A 19,085-nucleotide genomic window follows, 5' to 3' on the forward strand; every position below is an offset into this window, starting at 1 on the left:
AGAGGAAGCGCCGCGTGAAGAAGAGACTAATCGCAGCAGTTGCGCTCGCACTTTCGCTTGCGGGAACTATGGGTTTGGCCACCGCCGCCAAGGCGGAGGAGGCCGGTGCCGACATGTATCGCCTGTACAACAAGTACACGAGCGAGCATCTCTACACCGCCAGCTCCGAGGAGATGGGGCACCTGTGCTCCGTCGGTTGGACGTACGAGGGAATCGGCTGGGTCGCCCCCACCTCGGGCGACCCCGTCTATCGCCTGTACAACCCCTACACTTCGGACCACCACTACACCAGGAGCCTCGTCGAGTACGAGGCGCTCCAGAGGGCGGGCTGGTCCGGCGAGGGCGTCAAGTGGTACTCGGGCGGATCGATTGCCGTCTACCGCCAGTACAACCCGTACGCCCGCACCGGCTCGCACAACTACACCTGCAGCTCCTACGAGGGCAGCTCGCTGGTCGCGGCCGGATGGCAGGACGAGGGCGTGGGCTGGTTCGCCGTCGGCGAGGGGCGTCCCGTCACCGACAACATCATGGGTACGACCACGGTCTCGGTCGAGCGCATGGCCGAGCACTACAACAAGACCGTCCGGGCAATGGGCAAGTCATATCCCTCTGCCGTGTACGCGCAGTACGGCGCACCCGACATCACGACCTTCTGCCAGATCCTGGTCCAAGAGGCCAACGCCGAGGGCGTGCGCGCCGAGGTACTCTACGCACAGGTCGTGCACGAGACCGGCTACCTGCAGTTCGGCGGGCAGGTCCAGAGCTACCAGTGCAACTTCGGCGGCCTGGGCGCCACCGACGACGGGGCCCACGGCGCCACCTTCCCCGACGTGAGGACGGGGCTCCGTGCGCAGACCCAGCACCTCAAGGCCTACGCCTCGACCGACCCCCTCAACAACGCCTGCGTCGACGGTCGCTTCAAGTACGTGAAGCGTGGCAGTGCCCCCCGCGTTTCGAATCTGGGCAACGGCAAGTGGGCGACCGACCCCAACTACGCCTCGAAGCTCCTCCGCATCATGAACGCGCTGTAGGCCTCTGCCACTTGGCCACATAACGCCTTCTTTGGGCGGCCCTGCGGGGCCGCCCTTTTTGCAAGCCAAAGTTACGAGAACGGCACCAACCACCACGAACGGCATGGGTTGGGGCTTGGACGGTAGATTTCGTGAGCATCATTTGACAAGGTCACAGTCAGTTTTTCCCTGTGGCGGCAGCTGTTGATATGTTCGCATCAGCAGCATGGAAACAAAGGAGGCGAACGGGACGCTGCGAAGGATTCGGTTGGAATGGTTTGTTGGTAACTGATCGCTTGGTTTGAACAATCAGAGAGGAAGCGCCACGTTGAAGAAGACAAATGCTGTTGCGGCCGCGCTTGCACTTTCCCTTGTGGGAGCGATGGGCGTGGCCACACCTGCCCTGGCGGAAACCAACGGCGTGGAGATGTACCGCCTGTACAACAAGTACACGAGCGAGCACTTCTACACCTCGAGCCCGGTAGAGAAGAGCCACCTGTGCGGCGTCGGATGGACGTACGAAGGAGTGGGCTGGATTGCCCCCAGCTCAGGCGACCCCGTCTATCGCCTGTACAACCCCTACACCTCGGACCACCACTACACCCAGAGCAAGGCCGAGTACGACGAGCTCCAGAAGGACGGATGGTCCGGCGAGGGCATCAAGTGGTACTCGGGCGGAGACGTCCCCGTCTACCGCCAGTACAACCCGTACGCCCGCACCGGCTCGCACAACTACACCTGCAGCTCGTTCGAGAGGGATTCCCTCGTCAAGGCGGGTTGGAGCAACGAGGGTGTCGGCTGGGATGCCGTGGCCGTCGGCCACCCCGTCACCGATAGCATCATGGGCTCGACCACGGTCTCGGTCGACCGCATGGTCGCCCACTACAACAAGACCGTAGCGGCCAAGGGCGCGGCCTACCCGGCGGACGTCTACGCGCAGTACGGCGCACCTGACATCACGACCTTCTGCACGATTCTCACCCAGCAGGCCAACTCCGAGGGCATCCGTGCCGAGGTCCTGTACGCCCAGGTCATGCTCGAGACCGGCTACCTGCAGTTCGGCGGCCAGGTCGAGCCCCACCAGTGCAACTTCGGCGGTCTGGGCGCCACCGACGACGGGGCCCACGGCGCCACCTTCCCCGACGTCGCCACGGGCCTTCTTGCCCAGGCCCAGCACCTCAAGGTCTACGCCTCGGCAGACCCGCTCAACAACCCCTGCGTCGACCCGCGCTTCAACAACGCGGTGGAGGCCTTCGGCCGCGGCTCGGCCCCGTGCGTGTCCGACCTGGGCGACGGCAAGTGGGCGACCGACCCCAAGTACGCATCGAAGCTGCTCAACATCATGAACGCGCTGTAGCCTCGCTGCTTCAAATCGAATAGCGCCACGTTTCGGGCGGCCCCGCGGGGCCGCCCATCTTGTGCGGAGTGAATATGCTTCCCTGCGGTGCGGTATCCTAATGGGTGATGTGCACCGAGGGGGTCGGTCTTCCTCGGTTGGGGACTTGGAGGTATCGAAGATGGGCTTCTTCAAGCGGCTGAGCCTGTTCGTTTTCGGCCTGGCCGGACTGCTGGCGCTTGCCGCCCTCGTGCTGCCGTGGTACGGACCCTGGCAAGACGAGGCAACGGCGCTCCTGAGCGTCGACGAGTACTACGTCGCGGCGCAGGTGCTCGTCGCGATCACGGCATTCGGGCTTCTTGTCTGCCTGCTGCGCTCCATCTTCACGCGCAACCGCAAGACGGTCATCGTCTCCAAGGCCGACGGCGACCAGGTCACGGTCACCCGCGACGCCATCGCCTCCCAGGCCACGCACGTGATCGAGGAGGACGGCACCTTCGTCGCCCGTCGCGTGAGCGTCCGCTTCCGCAAGCACGGCCACGTGTGCGTTGCCGCCCGCGTCCAGCCCAGCGCCACCGTTGACGTCGTCGAGGCAGGGTCGGAGCTTCACGAGCGCCTGGTCGAGGGCCTGACCACCATCGTTGGCGAGAACGTCGATGCCGTCGACCTCGAGTTCGGTGACGCCGTCGAGTACGTGCCGACCTCCGAGATCGAGGCCGAGGCAGATGCCGACGCCAGCGGCGTGGACGCGCCCGCCGCGGACGTTCCCGCAGTCGCGCAGGATGGGGACGGACCGGCCGTGGCCGCCTCTCCCTCCGACACCTCTGAGATCACCGTGCCCATGGCACGCTACAACAGCTCAAACGCAGACGACACACCCATGGGGGAGGAGTAGCCATGGCAGAGAAGAAGCCAAAGCTCTCTATCGAGAGCGGCGACGAGGGCCACAAGGAGTCCAAGCCCACCGCGGCGGGCGGCAAGGCCGCTGACGCCACCGTGGCGGTCGAGGCCGAGTACGTCGACCAGGACGAGGGTGGCGATCCCGGCGCGGGCCCGTCACGCAAGGGCAACCCGTTCAAGGGCGCGCGCACGGCAGTGGGCGACTGGCTGAGCCAGAACTTCCCCGGCCACGAGCACGCGGTCTTCGGCGCCTTTCTCGGCCTGCTCGTTGCCGTGCTCATCTTCGTGATCGGCTTCTGGCAGGCGCTGTTCGTGACCATCTGCATCGTCGTGGGCTTCGCCATAGGCCAGTACGTCGACGGTGACCCTACCGTCGCCAATGCCGTCCGCAAGTTCTTCGGTGACAACAACTAGCCGCGCGTGACCGACGGCGCCCAAGCCGATCGGCCGAGCGGAAACACCATCACCTCCGAGAGGGGATTGCATGAGTAACAAAGCAAAGTCCGCCAAGTCCGAGGCCGTCGAGCTCAAGGGAACACCAGCAGCCGAGGCCCCCGCCGAGCCCGAGGTCGAGGTCGAGACCCTGACCCAGGCCTCCGCCGAGCCCGTCGACGAGGGCGTCGTCCCCGCGGCCGAGCCGGACGATGAGGACGTCGATGCCGACGAGGACAGCGAGGACTCGCTCACCTTCTCCAATGGCGTCATCGAGAAGATCGTGGCCATCGCGATGCGCGAGGTTCCCGGCGTCATCGGCATGAAGGGCGGCTGGCTCAACCGCGTGCAGGACGCCATTGGCGCCTCCGACCCGCGCAAGGGCGTCACCGTCGAGGTGACCCCCGACGCCGCCGTTCGTGTGAACATCTCGGTGCTGATCGAGTACGGCGCCTATGCGCCGCAGGTCTTCGAGGACGTGAAGAAGGCCGTCGTGCGCGAGGTCACCGGCATGACGGGGCTCTCCGTCGCCGGCGTCAACCTGCGAATCGAGGACGTCCTCACTGCCGACGAGGTCGCCGCCCGTCGCGGCGAGGCCCGCGACGAGCCCGCCGGCGAGCTCCCCGAGACCGCCGTCGAGCCCGAGGTCGAGGAGTAGCCGTGAGTCTAAGCACCGCCATAGCCGTCGGCGCCGGGCGCCTGACGCACTGGGGGCTGCACGGCGTGCTTCGCCGCAACGCCTCGCAGCTGCCGGGCCGCGTCGCCCTGGCGCTTGATCGCAACCTGATCGCCGACCTCTCCCACAAGCTGGGCAGGGGCGCGATCGTCGTCTGCGGCACCAACGGCAAGACGACCACCAACAACGTCCTTGCTGCGGCCATCGAGTCCTGCCACCAGCGCGTGCTGTGCAACCGCGCTGGGGCCAACATGGCCGCCGGCGTCGCTTCGGCGCTCCTTCCCGGATCTTCCGCCGACTGGGCCGTCATCGAGGCCGACGAGCTTTCCACCGTGCACATCCTTCCGGGTCTCAGGCCCAGGTACATGGTCCTTCTCAACCTCTTTCGCGACCAGCTTGACCGTGCGGGCGAGATCGACCACGTGCAGGACACCATCGCTGCGGCGCTCGCATCGTCTCCCAACACCGTGCTGGTCGCCAACGGCGACGACCCGCTGTGCATGGGCGTCGCGCTGCGTGCGCGCAAGAGCGGCACGCGCGTCCTGACCTTCGGCATCGGAGAAGACCTTGACCTTCCGGCCGACCGCGTCCCCGAGGCGCGCTTCTGCCAGGCCTGCGGCGCCGAGCTCGAGTACGAGTACCGCGCCTACGCCCAGATGGGCAAGTTCTCGTGCCCCAAGTGCGACTTCTGCCGACCGCAGCTGGACTTCTGCGCCACGGGCGTGCGCGTCACCCGCGAGGGCGTCGAGTTCGATGTCGTGCACGACGGCAAACGCTCGCACATCAGTGCGGGCTTCGGTGGCGTGTACATGGTTTACAACCTGCTCGCGGCCTTCGCCGCGGCAAGTCTCGCGGGCGTCGGTGCAGGCTCCTTCCAAGGCGCCATCGACGACTACAACCCGCGCAACGGCCGACTGCAGCACTTCGTGGTCGATGGCCGCGAGGTCATCCTGAACCTGGCGAAGAACCCCACGGGCTTCAACCAGAACCTCTCGCTCCTTCTGGCGGACGAGCGCCCCAAGGCGCTCTACTTCGCCATCAACGACAACTTCAACGACGGCAAGGACATCTCCTGGATCTGGGACGTCGACTTCGAGCGCCTCGCCGGGCAGGCGGAGCTCACTGCCATCTGCGGCGGCACGCGCGCGGGCGACGTCCAGGTGCGCATGAAGTACGCCGGCATCGAGGCCGACATCGCGCCCCTGGTCGAGGGTGCCCTTGCCCAGGCGGCGAGCCTGCCCAAGGACCGTCCGCTCTACGTGTTGACCAACTACTCGGCGCTCTGGCCCGCCAAGGCGACGCTCGAGAGGGTGGGGGTGAGCAATGACTAGGCATGGCAAGCGCTCGCTGCGCATCGCCCACCTGTACCCGGAGCTCCTGAACCTCTACGGCGACTCCGGCAACATCCTCGTGCTCAGGAAGCGCCTGGAGTGGCGCGGCATCATACCCGAGGTCGTCGAGGTCCACGTAGACGACAGGCCCTCGTTCGCCGACGTCGACCTGGTCTTCATCGGCGGTGGCTCCGACCGCGAGCAGAAGATCGTCTGCGACAAGCTCCTGGCAGAGCGCGCGGAGCTCAAGGCGTTCGTGGAGGACGGCGGTGCACTCGCGGCCGTCTGCGGTGGCTACCAGCTTCTGGGCGAGAGTTACCTCATGGGCGACGAGAAGGTCCCCGGCCTCTCGCTCGTGGACCTCTACACCGATCGCGGCGACCCACGCCTGATAAGCAACATCGTGGTGGAGAGCCGCATCTGCGAGCAGCCCATCGTGGGCTACGAGAACCACGGCGGCCGCACGCACCTGGGACCCGACGTCGAGCCCTTGGGCAAGGTGGTCTACGGCCACGGCAACGACGGCGTCTCGGGCTTCGAGGGCTGCCTGTACCACAACGTCGTGGGAACCTACGTGCACGGACCGCTCTTCCCCAAGAACCCGGGCGTCGTGGATTATCTCATCGCGCGGGCGATGGAGCGGAAGTATGGTATAGATGAGCTCGAGCCGCTCGACGACGCGGTGGAACTCTCGGCAAACAAGGCAATGTACGACCGCCTGATGGCGGGCGAGGTAGAGGAGCAGTAGCTATGCATAAGGTAATCGTGTTCGGTAGCCTGAACATGGACATGTCCGTCCAGTGCCGCACCGTCCCTCGTCGCGGCGAGACCGAGATCGGCGACAAGTTCCTCACGACGCCCGGCGGCAAGGGCGGCAACCAGGCCGTCGCCGCGGCGCGCATGGGCGCCGACACTTTCATGGTCGGCAAGGTCGGCGACGACCCCGAGGGCCGCGCGCTCGTGGCCTCCCTCGCGCGCCACGGCGTGGCCTGCACCAACGTCAGCGTCTCCGAGACCGAGCAGACGGGCCGCGCGGTTGTCATCCGCGCCGAGGGCGACAACCGCATCGTCGTCGATCCCGCAGCTAACGCCTCGATAACCTACCAGGAGGTTCGCGCCGCCATCCACGGCCTCTCCGGCACCGGCAACATCTTCCTGACCCAGCTCGAGGGCGACTTCGAGACCACCATGCAGTCGATCCTGTGCGCCAAGCGCAACGGCTTCTACACGGTCCTCAACGCAAGCCCCGCCCGCAGCATCCCCGCCGAGGTCTACAAGGCCCTCGACCTCCTCTGCGTCAACGAGAGCGAGTGCGAGCTCCTGACGGGCATCGACCCCACCAACGACGAGGCCCGCGAGAACGCCCTGTGGTACTTCGACGCCCAGGGCGTCAAGAACGCCGTCATCACGCTCGGCCGCCGCGGCTCGGTAGCCCTCATCGACGACAAGTACGTAAAGATCCCGACCTACCGCGTGGACACCGTCGACACCACGGGTGCGGGCGACGCTTACCTGGGCGAGCTCGTCGCGCACCTGGCCTTTGGCGGCGACCTGCGCGAGAGCATGGTCTACGCCTCCGCCTGCGCCGCGCTTTGCGTCGGCAAGGTTGGCTCCCAGGCGGCAATGCCCACGTGGGACGAGGTCGAGTCCTTCGTCGCCGAGCACGGCGGCCTGAAGTAGGCTCGATGTCCGAGCGCAAGACAATACAGAGCTACGAGTGGGCGAGGGTACTGGGTGCCCTCGCCGTCGTATGTCTCCATGCGGTCGTGGCCACCAGGCTCGTGCCCGAGCTTCATCAGGGGAATGCCGCGCTCTTCTTGGCGGAGGACGTCCTCTGCGTGCCCCTGACGCGCTGGGCCGTCCCGGTGTTCTTCATGGTGTCGGGTGCGCTCCTGCTCGACCCGGGCCGGCAGATGACGCTCGAGAAGGTCGGGCGCTACGTCTGGAGAATGGCCTTCATCCTTTTGACCATAGGCTTTGCCTTCTGCGTCATGGAACTGGTCGCGAGCTTCGGCTTCTACGGGCTGCTGACCTTCCAGGCGGCCTTCCTGAACCTGCTCCAGGGGCTCTCGTGGGGGCACCTCTGGTACGTCTACGCGCTCATCGGGCTCTACCTGATAACGCCGATCCTCTCTGCCTACGTCAGGGTCGCCACGCAGCGAGACCTTGCGATAGTCGCGCTCGTGGGCTATGCGCTGCTGTGCGTGGCGCCCACGATCGACCTCGTGGCGGGAACGAAGCTCTATGCGTTCCTGGGCACGGGTTCGCCCGTGGTCTACTACCTGGCGGGCTACTACGCCAGCAACTATCTTGAGCTCGACGCCAAGGTGATCGGCGCGGGCGCCCTCGCGCTCGCCGCGAACCTCGTGGCCTTCGCCTTCGACCCCGAGCTGGCAAGCCAGCTGGCGCTTCCGGAGTACGCGTTCGCGCTGCCCTTTTCGGTGCTGGCGTTCGTCGCGATCAGGTCCCTTCTTGAGCGGCCGATGCGCGAGCGCGGGCTCGCTCGCGCCCTCGCTCGTGACAGCTTCGGCATCTACCTGCTGCACCCGCTCTTCGGTCACGTCATCCTGCGCGTGCCGGCGCTCGTGACGCTGCCGCTTCCCGTCCTGCAGCTTACCATCGTCGTCGTGGGGGTCGCGGGCTCCGTCGTCCTGACGCGCCTCCTCAGGCTCCTGCCACCGTTCGCGAGCAAGCTGTAGCGCGCGCCTGCGCGAGGCGCTAGGGCTGGTTGCCCGCGCCCTTCTCGGCTGCCTTCTGCGCCTCGATCTGCGCGTGCGCCTCCTCCTTCTGGCGCTCGAGCTCCCCGAGCTTGTCAAGGTCCCTCTGCGCCTCGGCGCGTTCCTCGTCCGTCGAGTCGGGGTCGTCCAGTATCTGCCGGAGCGACACCTCTGCGGGCACGGGCGGGTCTGTCAGGTAGAGCGTCTGCGGTATGGCATAGGCGGCCAGGATGGCGACGAAGGCCACGCTCATGACGTTGTGCGGTATGCGGGCGATGTACCACTCCATGACCGGGTAGACGATCCAGGCGATGAGGCTCGCGACGAGGCCGAAGCCCACGGCGTTCTGGAGGCAGATCATGCCCTGGAAGTTGAAGGGCATGTCGGAGTAGTTCCAGAGCTGCAGGTCTGCGTTGACGAACTGTCCCATCACGTACTCGATGGCGGTGCAGAAGGCCATGTTCGCCAGGAAGCTCAGCAGGTACACGGGCACGTTGTTGCGGATGTGCTGACGCAGCCACTGCCACAGCGGGTGGAGCACCAGCGCGATGCCCACCACGGCCAGGCCCTCCATGGGGAAGGGGTAGAACCAGTCACGCCACAGCATGGTGTTGGACGGGTCGAAGTCGCCGTGCACCAGGCCCAGGCGGATGAGCGTGCAGAACGCGCACTCCATCCAGTGGCCCATGAGCGAGAACACGCAGTAGTAGATTGCCAGGTTTCGCACGAAGGGCCAGCCGCGCCGGCTGATCTTGTAGTGCCATGGGTCGCTGGAGTCCTCGCTCAGCTCGCGGTCGAGCTCGAGGGTGAAGTCCTCGGTGTAGAATCCACGCAGCTTCCTCGAGAAGAGCGCGTAGGCAAGGAGAAGTGCGTCGGGAACCATGCTGACGGCCTGCGTGATGGGCTCGAGCTCTCCCGTGACGAAGAGGCCGAGCGTCCCGACGCCCATGTTGAACAGCGTGAAGAAGACGATCCATGCGCGTCCCACGCGCAGGTGCCTGACCGTCATCCACAGGAAGAGCGCCGTAAAGACGAGGTCGGCAAAGCGCAGAAGGAGCGTGGGACTGTAGGAGACTATGTCGCGCGAGGTGGCAACGAGGGTCATGAGCAGGAAAAACGACCCCAGTGTGAGGTAGACGCAGAACGCCTTCAATATGCCGGGGGTATAGGGACGGCCGGTCTTGGGCGATATCCTGAGGCCGCGCCCGTCGACCCTATAGGTCGACGGAATGATGCCCAGGTACATCTTGAACTTGGTCGACGTGGCGAAGTAGAGCAGGAGCAGCAGGTCGGGAATGTTGGCGCCCACGATCTCCAGGAGGTTGGGGGAGGCGGTCCCCGCGTAGGACGCCACCGAGAACGTGATGCTCATGGCAAGCAGCGTCACGCCCATGGTCCTCGCGTTGGGCTGGCGCCTGATCACGCCGACGAGGAGGCCGAGGTCGAGCACGCATCCCACGATGGCGTCGGGGAGGGTCGCGGCGGCCTCCCCCTGGAGGACGCAGAGTGCGATCGACGTCGCACAGGCAATGAGGTTAAGGGCGATCAGCGCGACGATCAACTTGAGCAGGCCTGGCATGGGCATCTTGGGCTCTACTGCTGCGGGGTGCTTCGCGTGGGGGTTGAGCCGAGCGGTCTCTTTGGGTCGCGTGCCCTGCGCCATGTGTCGAGCCGACATGATGCCCTCCCTCTTGCGGTGGGGGTTGCGTGTCTGGACGGCCTTCGCCAGATGATTGACGAAAACGCCGCTATGTAACTTTCTTACAAATGTACCATGCCAAAAGCGCTGTTGGGCGCCGCGTCTAATGCCAGACGGCCGGTGGGTGCGCCATGGCAAGCGATGCGGGGACGCGCCATGAAGAGGAGCCGCGCAGAGGCGGCCCCGAGTGGCGTGCCTGTCGATGGGTGCGCGGCCCCGTGGCCGTCGCGCGCCCTAGAACCCCGCGTAGACGAACTGCGCGGGCTCGTTGAAGCCGGAGAGTGACGTGAACCACACCAGCAGCGCTCCCATGAGGACCACGAGCAGCGCCGCCCCGAGGCACCTCAGGCGCCAGTGGCTGTTTCCATAGGCCAGGACGCGCTCCTTGGCGTCCGCAAGGGGAGTGAACTCCTTCGAGGATGACATGTCCTTCTCGCTTTCTTCCTACTGCCGGTCCGAGCCGTCGGCTGCGGTCTGCTGCTCTTGCTGTTTGGCCTGGTCGCCCATGGTGACGAGTCCCTGGCCCGTCACCTGCCCGTGGCCCTTGCCGCCCAGGAACTCGTCGTCCTGTCCCAGGAAGTGGTGGTAGAGGGCCTTTTCGATGCGAACCCAGCCCCTCCAGCCGGGGTGGACCGTGTCGCAGAAAAAGTAGCGCTCGTACTCGCAGCTCTGGAAGTCGGCATAGGGCAGGCCGTTCTGGTCGCAGATGTCGATCATGCGGTCGTACCAACCCTGGCGCTCGTCCACGTCGATGTAGGCGCGGTCGTCGTACCAGGCGCCGTGCATTGGAATCAGCACGACGATGGGACTCAGGCCCGCCTCGCGGCAGACGTCCAGCAGCGCCTGGAAGTCCGCGAACTCGAGCTCGGCGTCGTCGAAGCTCTGCTTGTACTCGCCGACCTGCTTAGAGTGCGCTTTCCAGTAGTCGTTGTAGATGCCCATGTCGTTGCTGGCGCTCATCTGCCAGCCCGTCTCGTCGGCCTGTGCCAGGAGCGCGTCCCAGTCGGGCTCTCCGGACCAGGTGCCGCTCCTGCGCTCCTCGGACAACAGGGGCGCCTGGCTGACGAGGTCGTTGATGCCCAGACGCAGCTTGGCGTCCTTCTGCGCGTGGATGACGAGGTCGTTCAGCTCGTCGATGGGGGTCGCCTGCTCGCAGTCGGCCAGGGTGGCCTTGTCGATGCCCAGGGCAAGTAGGCGGTCATGCACGTAGGAGCGCGTCTGCTCGGAGACCTGCGTGTTGTCGCAGAACGCGCGGTAGAGCTCGTAGGAGAACTTCGACTTGAACTTCTTCTGGGCGCCGTTGCCCCTGAAGAACCACTGCGGAGAGACGAACAGCGCCACGTCGCGATTGGGGATGTCGGCCTGGGCGTAGGCGCCGGCGGCGATGGCGTTCCACAGCGACTGGTCGTAGGCCTCGCCCACGTAGGTCAGGTCGACGCCGGTGTTGTGCTCGCCGAACACGGCCTGCGGGCACTGGGGGATGAGCGGCGCGGAGTAGTGGAACTCAGACGAGCCGAAGCAGAGCCTGCCCGTGCGCGACATGTTGGTGGCCGTGAACTCCCAGGACTCGGACTTGGTGTTGCCGTAGACGTAGTCGAACAGGCGCCACTGGTCCGCGTCGACCCCGTCGTTGTAGTTCTCGACGGCCTGGGGGAGCACGAGGGCGTTTGTGGCGGCGAGGCCTGCCCCCAGCGTTGCCAGGCCCCCTGCCGTGGCGGCGAGGAAGGTCCTGCGGACCATGGAGGGCTCAGGCGAGAGGGGCGTGCCCTCCGGGGCCGCGGCCGCGTCCTGCCTCTTGTCTGTGTTCGTGGCGGTGGTGCTCATGGAAACTCCGATGCGAATTGGATCGTTGCGTGCGCGCTGCCTAGCCGAGCCTCTGCTCGACCTGGTATGCGATGAGATTCGCGGTGTTCATCTGTTCGCGCGGGACCTCGGTGGGGGCGATGGAGACACCCATCTCGTCCTCGATGGCGAGCAGGAGCTCGACGGCCCCCATGGAGTCGAGGTAGCCGAGGTCGAAGAGGTCCTCGTCCAGGTGGTCGCGGACGTCGTCCTCCCCGCTGACCTCCTCGAGCAGGTCGATGATCTTGTCTAGCGTCTCGGCGGATGCGGTTGCTTCAGACATGGTTATGCTCCTTTCACGAGCTTGGACAGCTGCCCGGAGAACAGGGCGAAGCCAAAGAATACAAGTTGCATGGTGACGAACCAAGAGCAGACGCGGTACCACGTCTGGTGACGGTGGCGCTTGTGGAAGGCGCCCTTCTCCCACGCGGTGTTCGCCGCCAGGAGCAGCCCGTGGTAGAGGCCGTAGAGCAGGTAGTCGGGCGTGAGACCGTGCCAGGCGCCCATGAGTGTCATGTTGCAAATCAGGGCGACCTGCGAGGTGGTCAGGCGGCTCTTGAACGTCTTGCGGCGCATGAGGCCGCGCAGCAGGCGCATGAAGACGAAGTCGCGCAGCCATTCGGAGAGCGTGATGTGCCAGCGCTTCCAGAAGTCGCTGATGCTCGTCGCCAGGAAGGGCGCGTGGAAGTTGCGCGGCGTGCGGATGCCCAGGCACAGGCTGGTGCCGATGGCCATCATCGAGTATCCGGCGAAGTCGAAGAACAGGTACAGGCCGTAGGCGTAGCAGTTCTTGACCTGGATGAGCAGCGAGAACCAGAAGTTCGTCGCATCCCACGCCTCGGCCACGTTGTAGCGGTTGCACACCGCGGCGAACACGATTTTGTAGACCATGCCGCCCATGATGAGCAGGATGCCCTTGGCGAGCATCTCGGCGTACTCCGAGCGCTCGATGGGGCGGTCGAGGTCCTCCTGGAAGCGGCGGCTGCGGTCGATCGGCCCCGAGGTGAAGGTGGGGAAGAACACGAGGAAGTACAGGGTGTCCAGCTGGGACGCTTCCCTGATGATCCCGTCGTGGGCCTCGATGAGCATCTGGGCGGCGCGGAAGGTCAGGTACGAGATGCCCAAAAAGCCCAGGAGGTTCTGGCCGAAGACGGCGCCGACCTTGTAGATGACCAGCGGGGCGAGCACGGCGGCCAGACAGAGGCGGAAGCGCGCCTTGCCCTTTGGGTCGCGCAAAAGGACGCGCAGTGCCACGAGTGCTATTGCCACGTGCAGCGCGGCCGCGAGCCCCTGCACGGGCGTCGGGAAGAAGGCCAGGCCCAGCATGAGCAGGGAGGTCACCAGGCCGTAGCGCTTGAGCGAGTGCCCCGTGAGTCCCAGGGCGGCGGCGCCGGCGATGATGCCGGACAGAAGTATGAAGAACGAGGGGTCCGAGAAGAGCGTCATGTTCTAGCCTGCAATCAGGGTCTTGCGGTCGATCTTTGCGTTGTTGGTCAGGGGCATGTCGTCGAGCACCTTGATGGAGCGCGGGACCATGTAGGCTGGGACGCGCTCGGCGAGGCGGCGGCGGAGCTCGCGGGGAGACTCGTCGGCCGCGGGCACCTTGTGGTCGAGCACGACGAACGCCTTGAGCGAGGTGATGCTGCCCCCGCGCTCGACGGGGACGACGGCGCAGGACTTGATGCCGCCCAGACCGGCGATGGAGTTCTCGACGTCGCCCAACTCGATGCGGAAGCCGTTGACCTTCACGAGCGAGCCCATGCGGCCCTCGTAGTGGAGGTTGCCGTCGGGGCCCAGATGACCCAGGTCGCCGGTGCGGAAGCTGCGGCAGGTCGTGCCGTCCGAGAGACGGTCCTCGTCGAAGGCGGCCATGGTCTTCTTGGGGTCGCCCAGGTAGCCCTTGGCGACGGTGTCGCCCACGATGACGATCTCGCCGGTCTCGCCGGCCTCGCACTCGTCCAGAAGGACGCCGTCCTCGGCGCGGCGCATGATGCGCAGCTCGGTGCCGGGGCGCGCGAAGCCTACGGGCAGGGCGTCCTTGGAGGCGAGCATGTCGTCGTCGATCTCGCAGTAGGTGACGGCGACGGTCGACTCGGTGGGGCCATAGGTGTTGGCGACGCGGGCCTTGGGGAAGCGCTCCCTCAGGCTCTGCGCGGTGCGGTGGCGCAGCGTGTCGCCGCAGAAGAGGAAGAGTCCCACGTTGGGCATGAGCTCGCTTCCGAAGGAGTGGTCGACCAGGCAGAGGTCCGCAAAGGGCGGGGTGGAGACCCAGACGTCGGGGTCGGCGTCGCGCAGCTCCTCGAAGAGGAGGGCGTAGTCATGCGAGGCCTCGGGCGAGATCGCGTACAGGCACCCGCCGGTCGCCAGTGCACCCGCCAGCTGGTACACGCTCAAATCGAAGCTGTAGGGGGCCTGATCCATGAAGGTGCGCCCGCCCTCGCGGATGGTGGGGAAGCCCTCGAGCCATCCCACGAAGTTGTCGACGTCGGTGGCGCTGACCTCGATGCCCTTGGGCCTTCCGGTCGAACCCGACGTGAAGATGAGGTATTGGGTGTCCTCGCCGCCGACCCACTGGTCGCGCTCGCCCCCGGCCTGCGCGGGAGAGGGGGCCTCGATGCCGTCGAGGCAGCTGGCGAGGTCGGCGAATGTGAGCTCGGTCTCGCTGACGGCACGGGCGCAGGCCTGGTCGCAGGCGAGCACCAGGACGGGGCTCTGGCAGCAGGCCTCGAGCTGCGCGGCGATGTCGGTCAGGCGCGCGAGGGGCATGGAGCCGTCGACGGGCACGTAGGCGTGGCCGGAGCGAAGGCAGCCCAGGAAGGCCTCGACCATGAGAGGGCCCTTGCTGCCGAAGACCACGACGGGCATGCGGTTGGGGGCGAGCTGGGCGAGAAGTGCCGCGACCTTGCCCGACGTCTCCCACAGGGACGCGTAGCTGACGGGCTCGGAGCCCAGTCGGCGGTATGCCGGAGCCTGGGGTGTCGTCTGGGCGGTCTGGCAGACCCTGTCGAGCAGAACGTTGACGTTCTTCTCTGCTGCGTTGTTCATCTTTGCTCCTGACTCGTAGGCGGAGGGTCGCTTTGTCGGGGGCAGCGATGTCCCGCCGACGATTGGCCATGCTACGGAACGAACCTAAGCCGAATCTATGTGTGTGCGCACGTCCACAAATATGGTCACTCTCACGGTAGGATGGTGGAGAGGAGGCGCATGCCGGCGGGCTGCCCGACGCGCATGCGACGGTATAGTGATGGGAGGCGCCATGGAGCCGATGAGGCTGCTGCTGGCCGAGGACGAGGCCGAGCTCTCGCGTGCGCTGTGCGCGATCCTGGCTCACGCGGGCTACGAGGTCGATGCTGCCGCCGACGGCGAGGAGGCCCTGTACAAGCTTGACTGCCAGAGCTACGACCTGGCCATACTGGACATCATGATGCCCAAGGTGGACGGGCTCACCGTGCTGAGGACGCTGCGCCAGAAGGGGAGGGACCTTCCCGTCATGATGCTAACGGCCCGTGCCGAGATTGACGACCGCGTTACGGGCCTCGACGCCGGAGCCAACGACTACCTGGTAAAGCCCTTTGCGGCCAAGGAACTCCTGGCTCGCATCCGCGCGATAACCCACACGAGCCCCGGCGCCGTACGCAAGCGCCCGGCCTTTGGCGACCTTCGGCTCGACGAGGGCGACTCGCTGCTCCTGTGCGGGGTTGCGAGCGAGTCCCTGACCGCCAACGAGCTCAAGGTGGCGGCCATCCTGTTCGCGCACGGCTCGGGGCTCACGACGCTGGAGCAGCTTCGTCGCGAGGTGTGGGGCATTCTGAGCGACACCGAGTCGAGCGCCATCTACGTGACCGTCTCGAACCTGCGAAAGAAGGTGCGCTCCCTGGGCTCGACGGTCGACATCGTCACCGCGCGCGGCCTGGGCTATCGCCTGAGCGCCCCCGAGGGGGACGACCATGCGCAGTAGGCTCATCGAGTGGCTCAAGCGCGACTACGGCGGATCGATCGGGCGCATGCGCCGCAAGATGCACCTGACGGCCATCGTCGCGACGGCCCTGGTCCTGACAGTCGTTGTGGCGGCGCTCGACCTGGTGGTCTGGAACAACGTCCTTGTCCAGGTGGACACGGTCGTCGACCTGATCGAGGCGAAGGGCGGCGTCCTGAGCGCCGATGCCGGCATCACCGACGACGACCTTGACGCCAACCAGGGGTTCAATACGCGCCTGAACGACGTCGCGCTCGAGGAGATTCCCTACAACGCCCGGTACTTCACCGTTACGTTCAACGACGGCAGCGAGATCGTCGACGCGAACATGGGCAGCATCGCGTCGGTGGACACCGACGCCGCGGAGGCCATGGCCAACGAGGTGATCGCCAGCGGCCAGATGGAGGGCTTCGACGGCGTCTACCGCTATCGCGTCGTCCCCATGGGCGACGGCACGATGATCATCTTCTACTTTGCCTACGACGACCTCTTCTACTTCGACTCGTTCCGCTACGCTTCGATCATGATGGGCCTTCTGGGTCTGCTGATCTTCGCGCTTCTGGAGATTCCCCTGATCCTCTGGGTCACCCGGCCCCTCGAGGAGGCCCAGGAGCGCCAGCGGCGGTTCGTGACCGACGCCTCCCACGAGCTGCGCACACCCATCAGCGTCATCACCTCGGCCATGGACGTGATCGAGATCGAGAGCGGCGAGAGCGAATGGACCCGCAGCGTCCACCACCAGGCCAAGCGTCTCGAGGACCTTACCGACAAGCTGGTCGCCCTCGCGAAGGTGGAGGAGGGGGAGCGCTCCCTCAGCCTGGGCGACGTCGACGTCTCGACCGTGGCCATGGGCTTTGCCGAGGACTTCGAGGCGGTCGCGCAGTCGAAGGGCAAGTCCTTCTCGTTTGCCATCCAGCCCAACGTGGTCGCCTACGCGGACACCGCCATGATGGAGCAGGCGCTGTCCATCCTGCTCGACAACGCGTTCAAGCACTCTCCCGACTTCGCACGCGTCGAGCTGTCCGTCAGCTCCGCCTCGGGCCTGGCGAGCATCGCCGTCACCAACGACGTCGCGGGCATGGCCGAGGGCCCCCATCCCGAGCTGTTCGACCGCTTCTACAAGTCGGACGGCGCGCGCTCATACGCGGGCGGGCACGGCATCGGCCTTTCGGTCGTGCGCGGGATCGCCCGAGCCCACGGCGGCCGCGTCTCGGCGACGTGCGTGGGTGGCAGACTCACCGTGGAGCTGGTCGTCTAGGCATCCGACGCCGCCCGCCTTGCGCGAGCGGACGCTGACAAATGTCGCGGGAGGCGACACGGACGCGTGCCCTACGCTCTGCCTTGGTTTCGCTACGGCCGAGAGGAGAGCACATGAGGGTCGCTTCGTGCTTTGACAAGAGCTTCGCGCGCTATGGCAGGGTCTGGAACGACGTGCCGTCCGACCTGGTGAGGGGCATCGTGGACGTGATGGAGGCCCATCCCGTGCCCGAGGGGATGGGCTACGTTCCCGACGCGCCCGAGCTTTGGGCCCTTCCGGGCGCGCATCAGCTGGCAAGTGCCCTGTTTGGCGAGAATCCCGTTCAGCTTGGCTTCATATCCGGCCACAACCTGCGGATGAACAGCCTGGAGTACCATCGCGCGAGCGAGTTCAACCTGCCGTCGCGCGACGTGATCATGTTCCTGGGCACGCGCGACCAGCTGGGTCCCGACTTTACGATGCGTACCGAGGACGCCGTGGCGTACCTGGTCCCCGCCAACACGATGGTCGAGCTCTTTGCGGGCACGCTCCACTACGCGCCCATGGGCGACAACCCCGAAGGCGCGCTCACCATGCTCGCGGCGCTGCCCAAGGGCACGGGGCTCAGCGACCCCGCTGACCAGCCGGGCTACGGCGACGGCAGGATCCTCTTCAAGAACGACAAGTGGGTCGTCACCTGCGAGGGCACCGACGACGCCACGGCCGGCGCCTACGTGGGCCTTATCGGTAAGAACCTCGGTCCCGAAGACCTCGAGCGCTAGGGAAGAGGCTCTCGTGCCGCCAGGGGAGAAGCGCCCAGCCCTGCCTGCCCGCGATCGGTTCTGCCTACGCCTGTCTGGCGTCCAGCCAGGCATGTGCCTGTCGTGCGCAGGCAAGGGTGCCCCCGAAGCGCGCGACGCGGGCGTACTTCTCGCCTGCGATGGCCTCGAGCTCGCGGGCGCGCGCCTCGTCGCCTGTGGCCCTGGCCTCCCGGGCGTCCCTCTCGTACTGGATCGCGAGCTGGAACGTCGCGTGGACGCGCATGCGTTGCTGTGACGCTCCCATGCTCTCGCGCTCAAGGTGCGTGCGCCAGGCGTTGGCGTCTCCGGTGAGCTGGGCAAGGCGCGCATCCATTGCGCGGACGATGTTCTGGCGGCTCTCGAGCGCCTGGCCCCTCACCCTGCTGCGCGCCACGCATGCCGCGGCGTCGTCACGGACGCGACGCAGCTCCTCGGCTTTGCCGGCGGCCCCGTATACGGCCCCGATTACCGAGAGGGCCGAGAGCCTCTGCGAGAGGCTTGCCCCGGCGTCGCAGATGACCTCGTTGGCCCACTGGAACGCGACGTCGTTGTATCCGAGCTCGTGCGAGCAGACGGCGTAGAGGCACTTGGATCTGCGCCGCGAGGCCGGGAGGTGCGTGCGGTCAAGGCAGATGGCGGCGACCTCGAGCATCTTCTGGGCATCGCAGTCCCCGTCGAGGACCTTCCGGATGCCGTTCTTGAGCATGGCGAGGAACGCCATCGCCATGAAGCAGCCCAGCAGCGTCAGCGCTAGCGGAGCGCACCACACCCAGACGGTTACCACGCCTGAGCATCCATGCGTGGCGACCTCCACCCTGTCCCAGCCGATGAGGGCCACGAACAGGAACGCGGCAAGGCATCCCAGCGTCCAGCGGACTCCCCTCCTCCAGTCGTCGTAGGCCTGCTGGGCCGTCTTTTCGGCGTTGGTGGGCTGATCGGACATGGCGCTCCTGTCTCTTGCGGGCGTGTGTTCGCTCCCTACCATACCCCAAGGCCATGGGCGCCGCCCAAAAAGTATGCTCCCAGCATTGTCGAGTATCTGCGTTTGCGTAGTTTTACGTGTGCAAACGCCCCGCATGCGCTAGTCTCTATGGGGCTTTGCTACGCACGCGTTATCCGTCTGAGGAGC

General features: G+C 66.2%; 19 protein-coding genes. 12 read left to right on the plus strand and 7 right to left on the minus strand.

All coding sequences use genetic code 11. The features are described from left to right. The first annotated feature begins 14 nt into the window (after nt 1–14). The 9 genes from BMY31_RS08885 (at nt 15) to BMY31_RS01455 (ending at nt 8,384) form a co-directional block, all read left to right on the plus strand. Nucleotides 15–1,031: a glucosaminidase domain-containing protein gene (locus tag BMY31_RS08885; RefSeq protein WP_219334829.1), complete on the plus strand. Its 1,017-nt coding sequence runs from the start codon at nt 15–17 to the stop codon at nt 1,029–1,031. Between the two features lie 307 nt (nt 1,032–1,338). Beyond that, entirely contained in the window at nt 1,339–2,367 is a 1,029-nt protein-coding gene (locus BMY31_RS01420) for a glucosaminidase domain-containing protein (RefSeq protein ID WP_091007573.1), read from the plus strand. 160 nt (nt 2,368–2,527) lie between these two features. Further along, nucleotides 2,528–3,241 (plus strand): alkaline shock response membrane anchor protein AmaP, encoded by a 714-nt coding sequence (gene amaP / locus BMY31_RS01425; RefSeq protein ID WP_091007576.1) that lies wholly within the window; start codon nt 2,528–2,530, stop codon nt 3,239–3,241. Nucleotides 3,242–3,243: 2 nt separating this feature from the next. Continuing rightward, nucleotides 3,244–3,660: a DUF2273 domain-containing protein gene (locus tag BMY31_RS01430; RefSeq protein ID WP_091007579.1), complete on the plus strand. Its 417-nt coding sequence runs from the start codon at nt 3,244–3,246 to the stop codon at nt 3,658–3,660. A 70-nt stretch (nt 3,661–3,730) separates the two neighbouring features. Continuing rightward, a complete protein-coding gene (locus BMY31_RS01435) occupies nt 3,731–4,336 on the plus strand; it encodes an Asp23/Gls24 family envelope stress response protein (RefSeq protein WP_078686500.1) in 606 nt (201 codons plus the stop codon). A gap of 2 nt (nt 4,337–4,338) precedes the next feature. Next, nucleotides 4,339–5,685 (plus strand): Mur ligase family protein, encoded by a 1,347-nt coding sequence (locus BMY31_RS01440; RefSeq protein ID WP_091007581.1) that lies wholly within the window; start codon nt 4,339–4,341, stop codon nt 5,683–5,685. Continuing rightward, nucleotides 5,678–6,433, plus strand: a complete 756-nt coding sequence (locus tag BMY31_RS01445; RefSeq protein WP_078686502.1) for a type 1 glutamine amidotransferase — start codon at nt 5,678–5,680, stop codon at nt 6,431–6,433. Before BMY31_RS01440 ends, BMY31_RS01445 begins: the two co-directional genes overlap by 8 nt. A gap of 2 nt (nt 6,434–6,435) precedes the next feature. Then, nucleotides 6,436–7,365, plus strand: a complete 930-nt coding sequence (locus BMY31_RS01450) for a ribokinase (protein WP_091007583.1) — start codon at nt 6,436–6,438, stop codon at nt 7,363–7,365. Between the two features lie 5 nt (nt 7,366–7,370). Beyond that, a complete protein-coding gene (locus BMY31_RS01455) occupies nt 7,371–8,384 on the plus strand; it encodes an acyltransferase (RefSeq protein ID WP_091007586.1) in 1,014 nt (337 codons plus the stop codon). A gap of 19 nt (nt 8,385–8,403) precedes the next feature. Here the strand turns inward: BMY31_RS01455 and BMY31_RS01460 are convergent, their stop codons facing one another. The 6 genes from BMY31_RS01460 to BMY31_RS01485 form a co-directional block, all read right to left on the minus strand. Further along, nucleotides 8,404–10,080 carry a putative ABC transporter permease gene (locus BMY31_RS01460; RefSeq protein WP_091007588.1) on the minus strand — a complete coding sequence of 559 codons (1,677 nt, stop codon included), beginning with the start codon at nt 10,078–10,080 and terminating at the stop codon, nt 8,404–8,406. A 255-nt stretch (nt 10,081–10,335) separates the two neighbouring features. After that, nucleotides 10,336–10,527, minus strand: coding sequence for a hypothetical protein (locus tag BMY31_RS01465; protein ID WP_078686506.1), 192 nt, complete (start codon nt 10,525–10,527; stop codon nt 10,336–10,338). 18 nt (nt 10,528–10,545) lie between these two features. After that, a complete protein-coding gene (gene dltD / locus BMY31_RS01470) occupies nt 10,546–11,925 on the minus strand; it encodes a D-alanyl-lipoteichoic acid biosynthesis protein DltD (RefSeq protein WP_091007590.1) in 1,380 nt (459 codons plus the stop codon). A gap of 40 nt (nt 11,926–11,965) precedes the next feature. Then, the gene (gene dltC, locus BMY31_RS01475) at nt 11,966–12,226 is read right to left on the minus strand and encodes a D-alanine--poly(phosphoribitol) ligase subunit DltC (RefSeq protein WP_078686508.1); all 261 of its coding nucleotides are present in this window, start codon (nt 12,224–12,226) and stop codon (nt 11,966–11,968) included. 2 nt (nt 12,227–12,228) lie between these two features. Next, entirely contained in the window at nt 12,229–13,389 is a 1,161-nt protein-coding gene (gene dltB, locus BMY31_RS01480; protein ID WP_091007593.1) for a D-alanyl-lipoteichoic acid biosynthesis protein DltB, read from the minus strand. A gap of 3 nt (nt 13,390–13,392) precedes the next feature. Further along, entirely contained in the window at nt 13,393–14,988 is a 1,596-nt protein-coding gene (locus BMY31_RS01485; protein ID WP_091007596.1) for an AMP-binding protein, read from the minus strand. A gap of 211 nt (nt 14,989–15,199) precedes the next feature. Between BMY31_RS01485 and BMY31_RS08805 the strand changes: the two genes are divergently transcribed. From BMY31_RS08805 to BMY31_RS01500, 3 genes are all read left to right on the plus strand, one after another. Further along, nucleotides 15,200–15,901 (plus strand): response regulator transcription factor, encoded by a 702-nt coding sequence (locus BMY31_RS08805; RefSeq protein ID WP_180371322.1) that lies wholly within the window; start codon nt 15,200–15,202, stop codon nt 15,899–15,901. Beyond that, nucleotides 15,891–17,177 carry a sensor histidine kinase gene (locus BMY31_RS01495; protein WP_091007599.1) on the plus strand — a complete coding sequence of 429 codons (1,287 nt, stop codon included), beginning with the start codon at nt 15,891–15,893 and terminating at the stop codon, nt 17,175–17,177. Before BMY31_RS08805 ends, BMY31_RS01495 begins: the two co-directional genes overlap by 11 nt. Nucleotides 17,178–17,290: 113 nt before the next feature. Beyond that, the gene (locus BMY31_RS01500) at nt 17,291–17,938 is read left to right on the plus strand and encodes a DUF4867 family protein (protein ID WP_180371323.1); all 648 of its coding nucleotides are present in this window, start codon (nt 17,291–17,293) and stop codon (nt 17,936–17,938) included. A gap of 64 nt (nt 17,939–18,002) precedes the next feature. Here the strand turns inward: BMY31_RS01500 and BMY31_RS01505 are convergent, their stop codons facing one another. Further along, nucleotides 18,003–18,899 carry a hypothetical protein gene (locus tag BMY31_RS01505; RefSeq protein ID WP_091007604.1) on the minus strand — a complete coding sequence of 299 codons (897 nt, stop codon included), beginning with the start codon at nt 18,897–18,899 and terminating at the stop codon, nt 18,003–18,005. Nucleotides 18,900–19,085 lie beyond the last annotated feature (186 nt).

Origin of the sequence: Parafannyhessea umbonata, from assembly GCF_900111255.1 — a bacterium.
GTDB classification, from domain to species: domain Bacteria; phylum Actinomycetota; class Coriobacteriia; order Coriobacteriales; family Atopobiaceae; genus Olsenella_J; species Olsenella_J umbonata_A.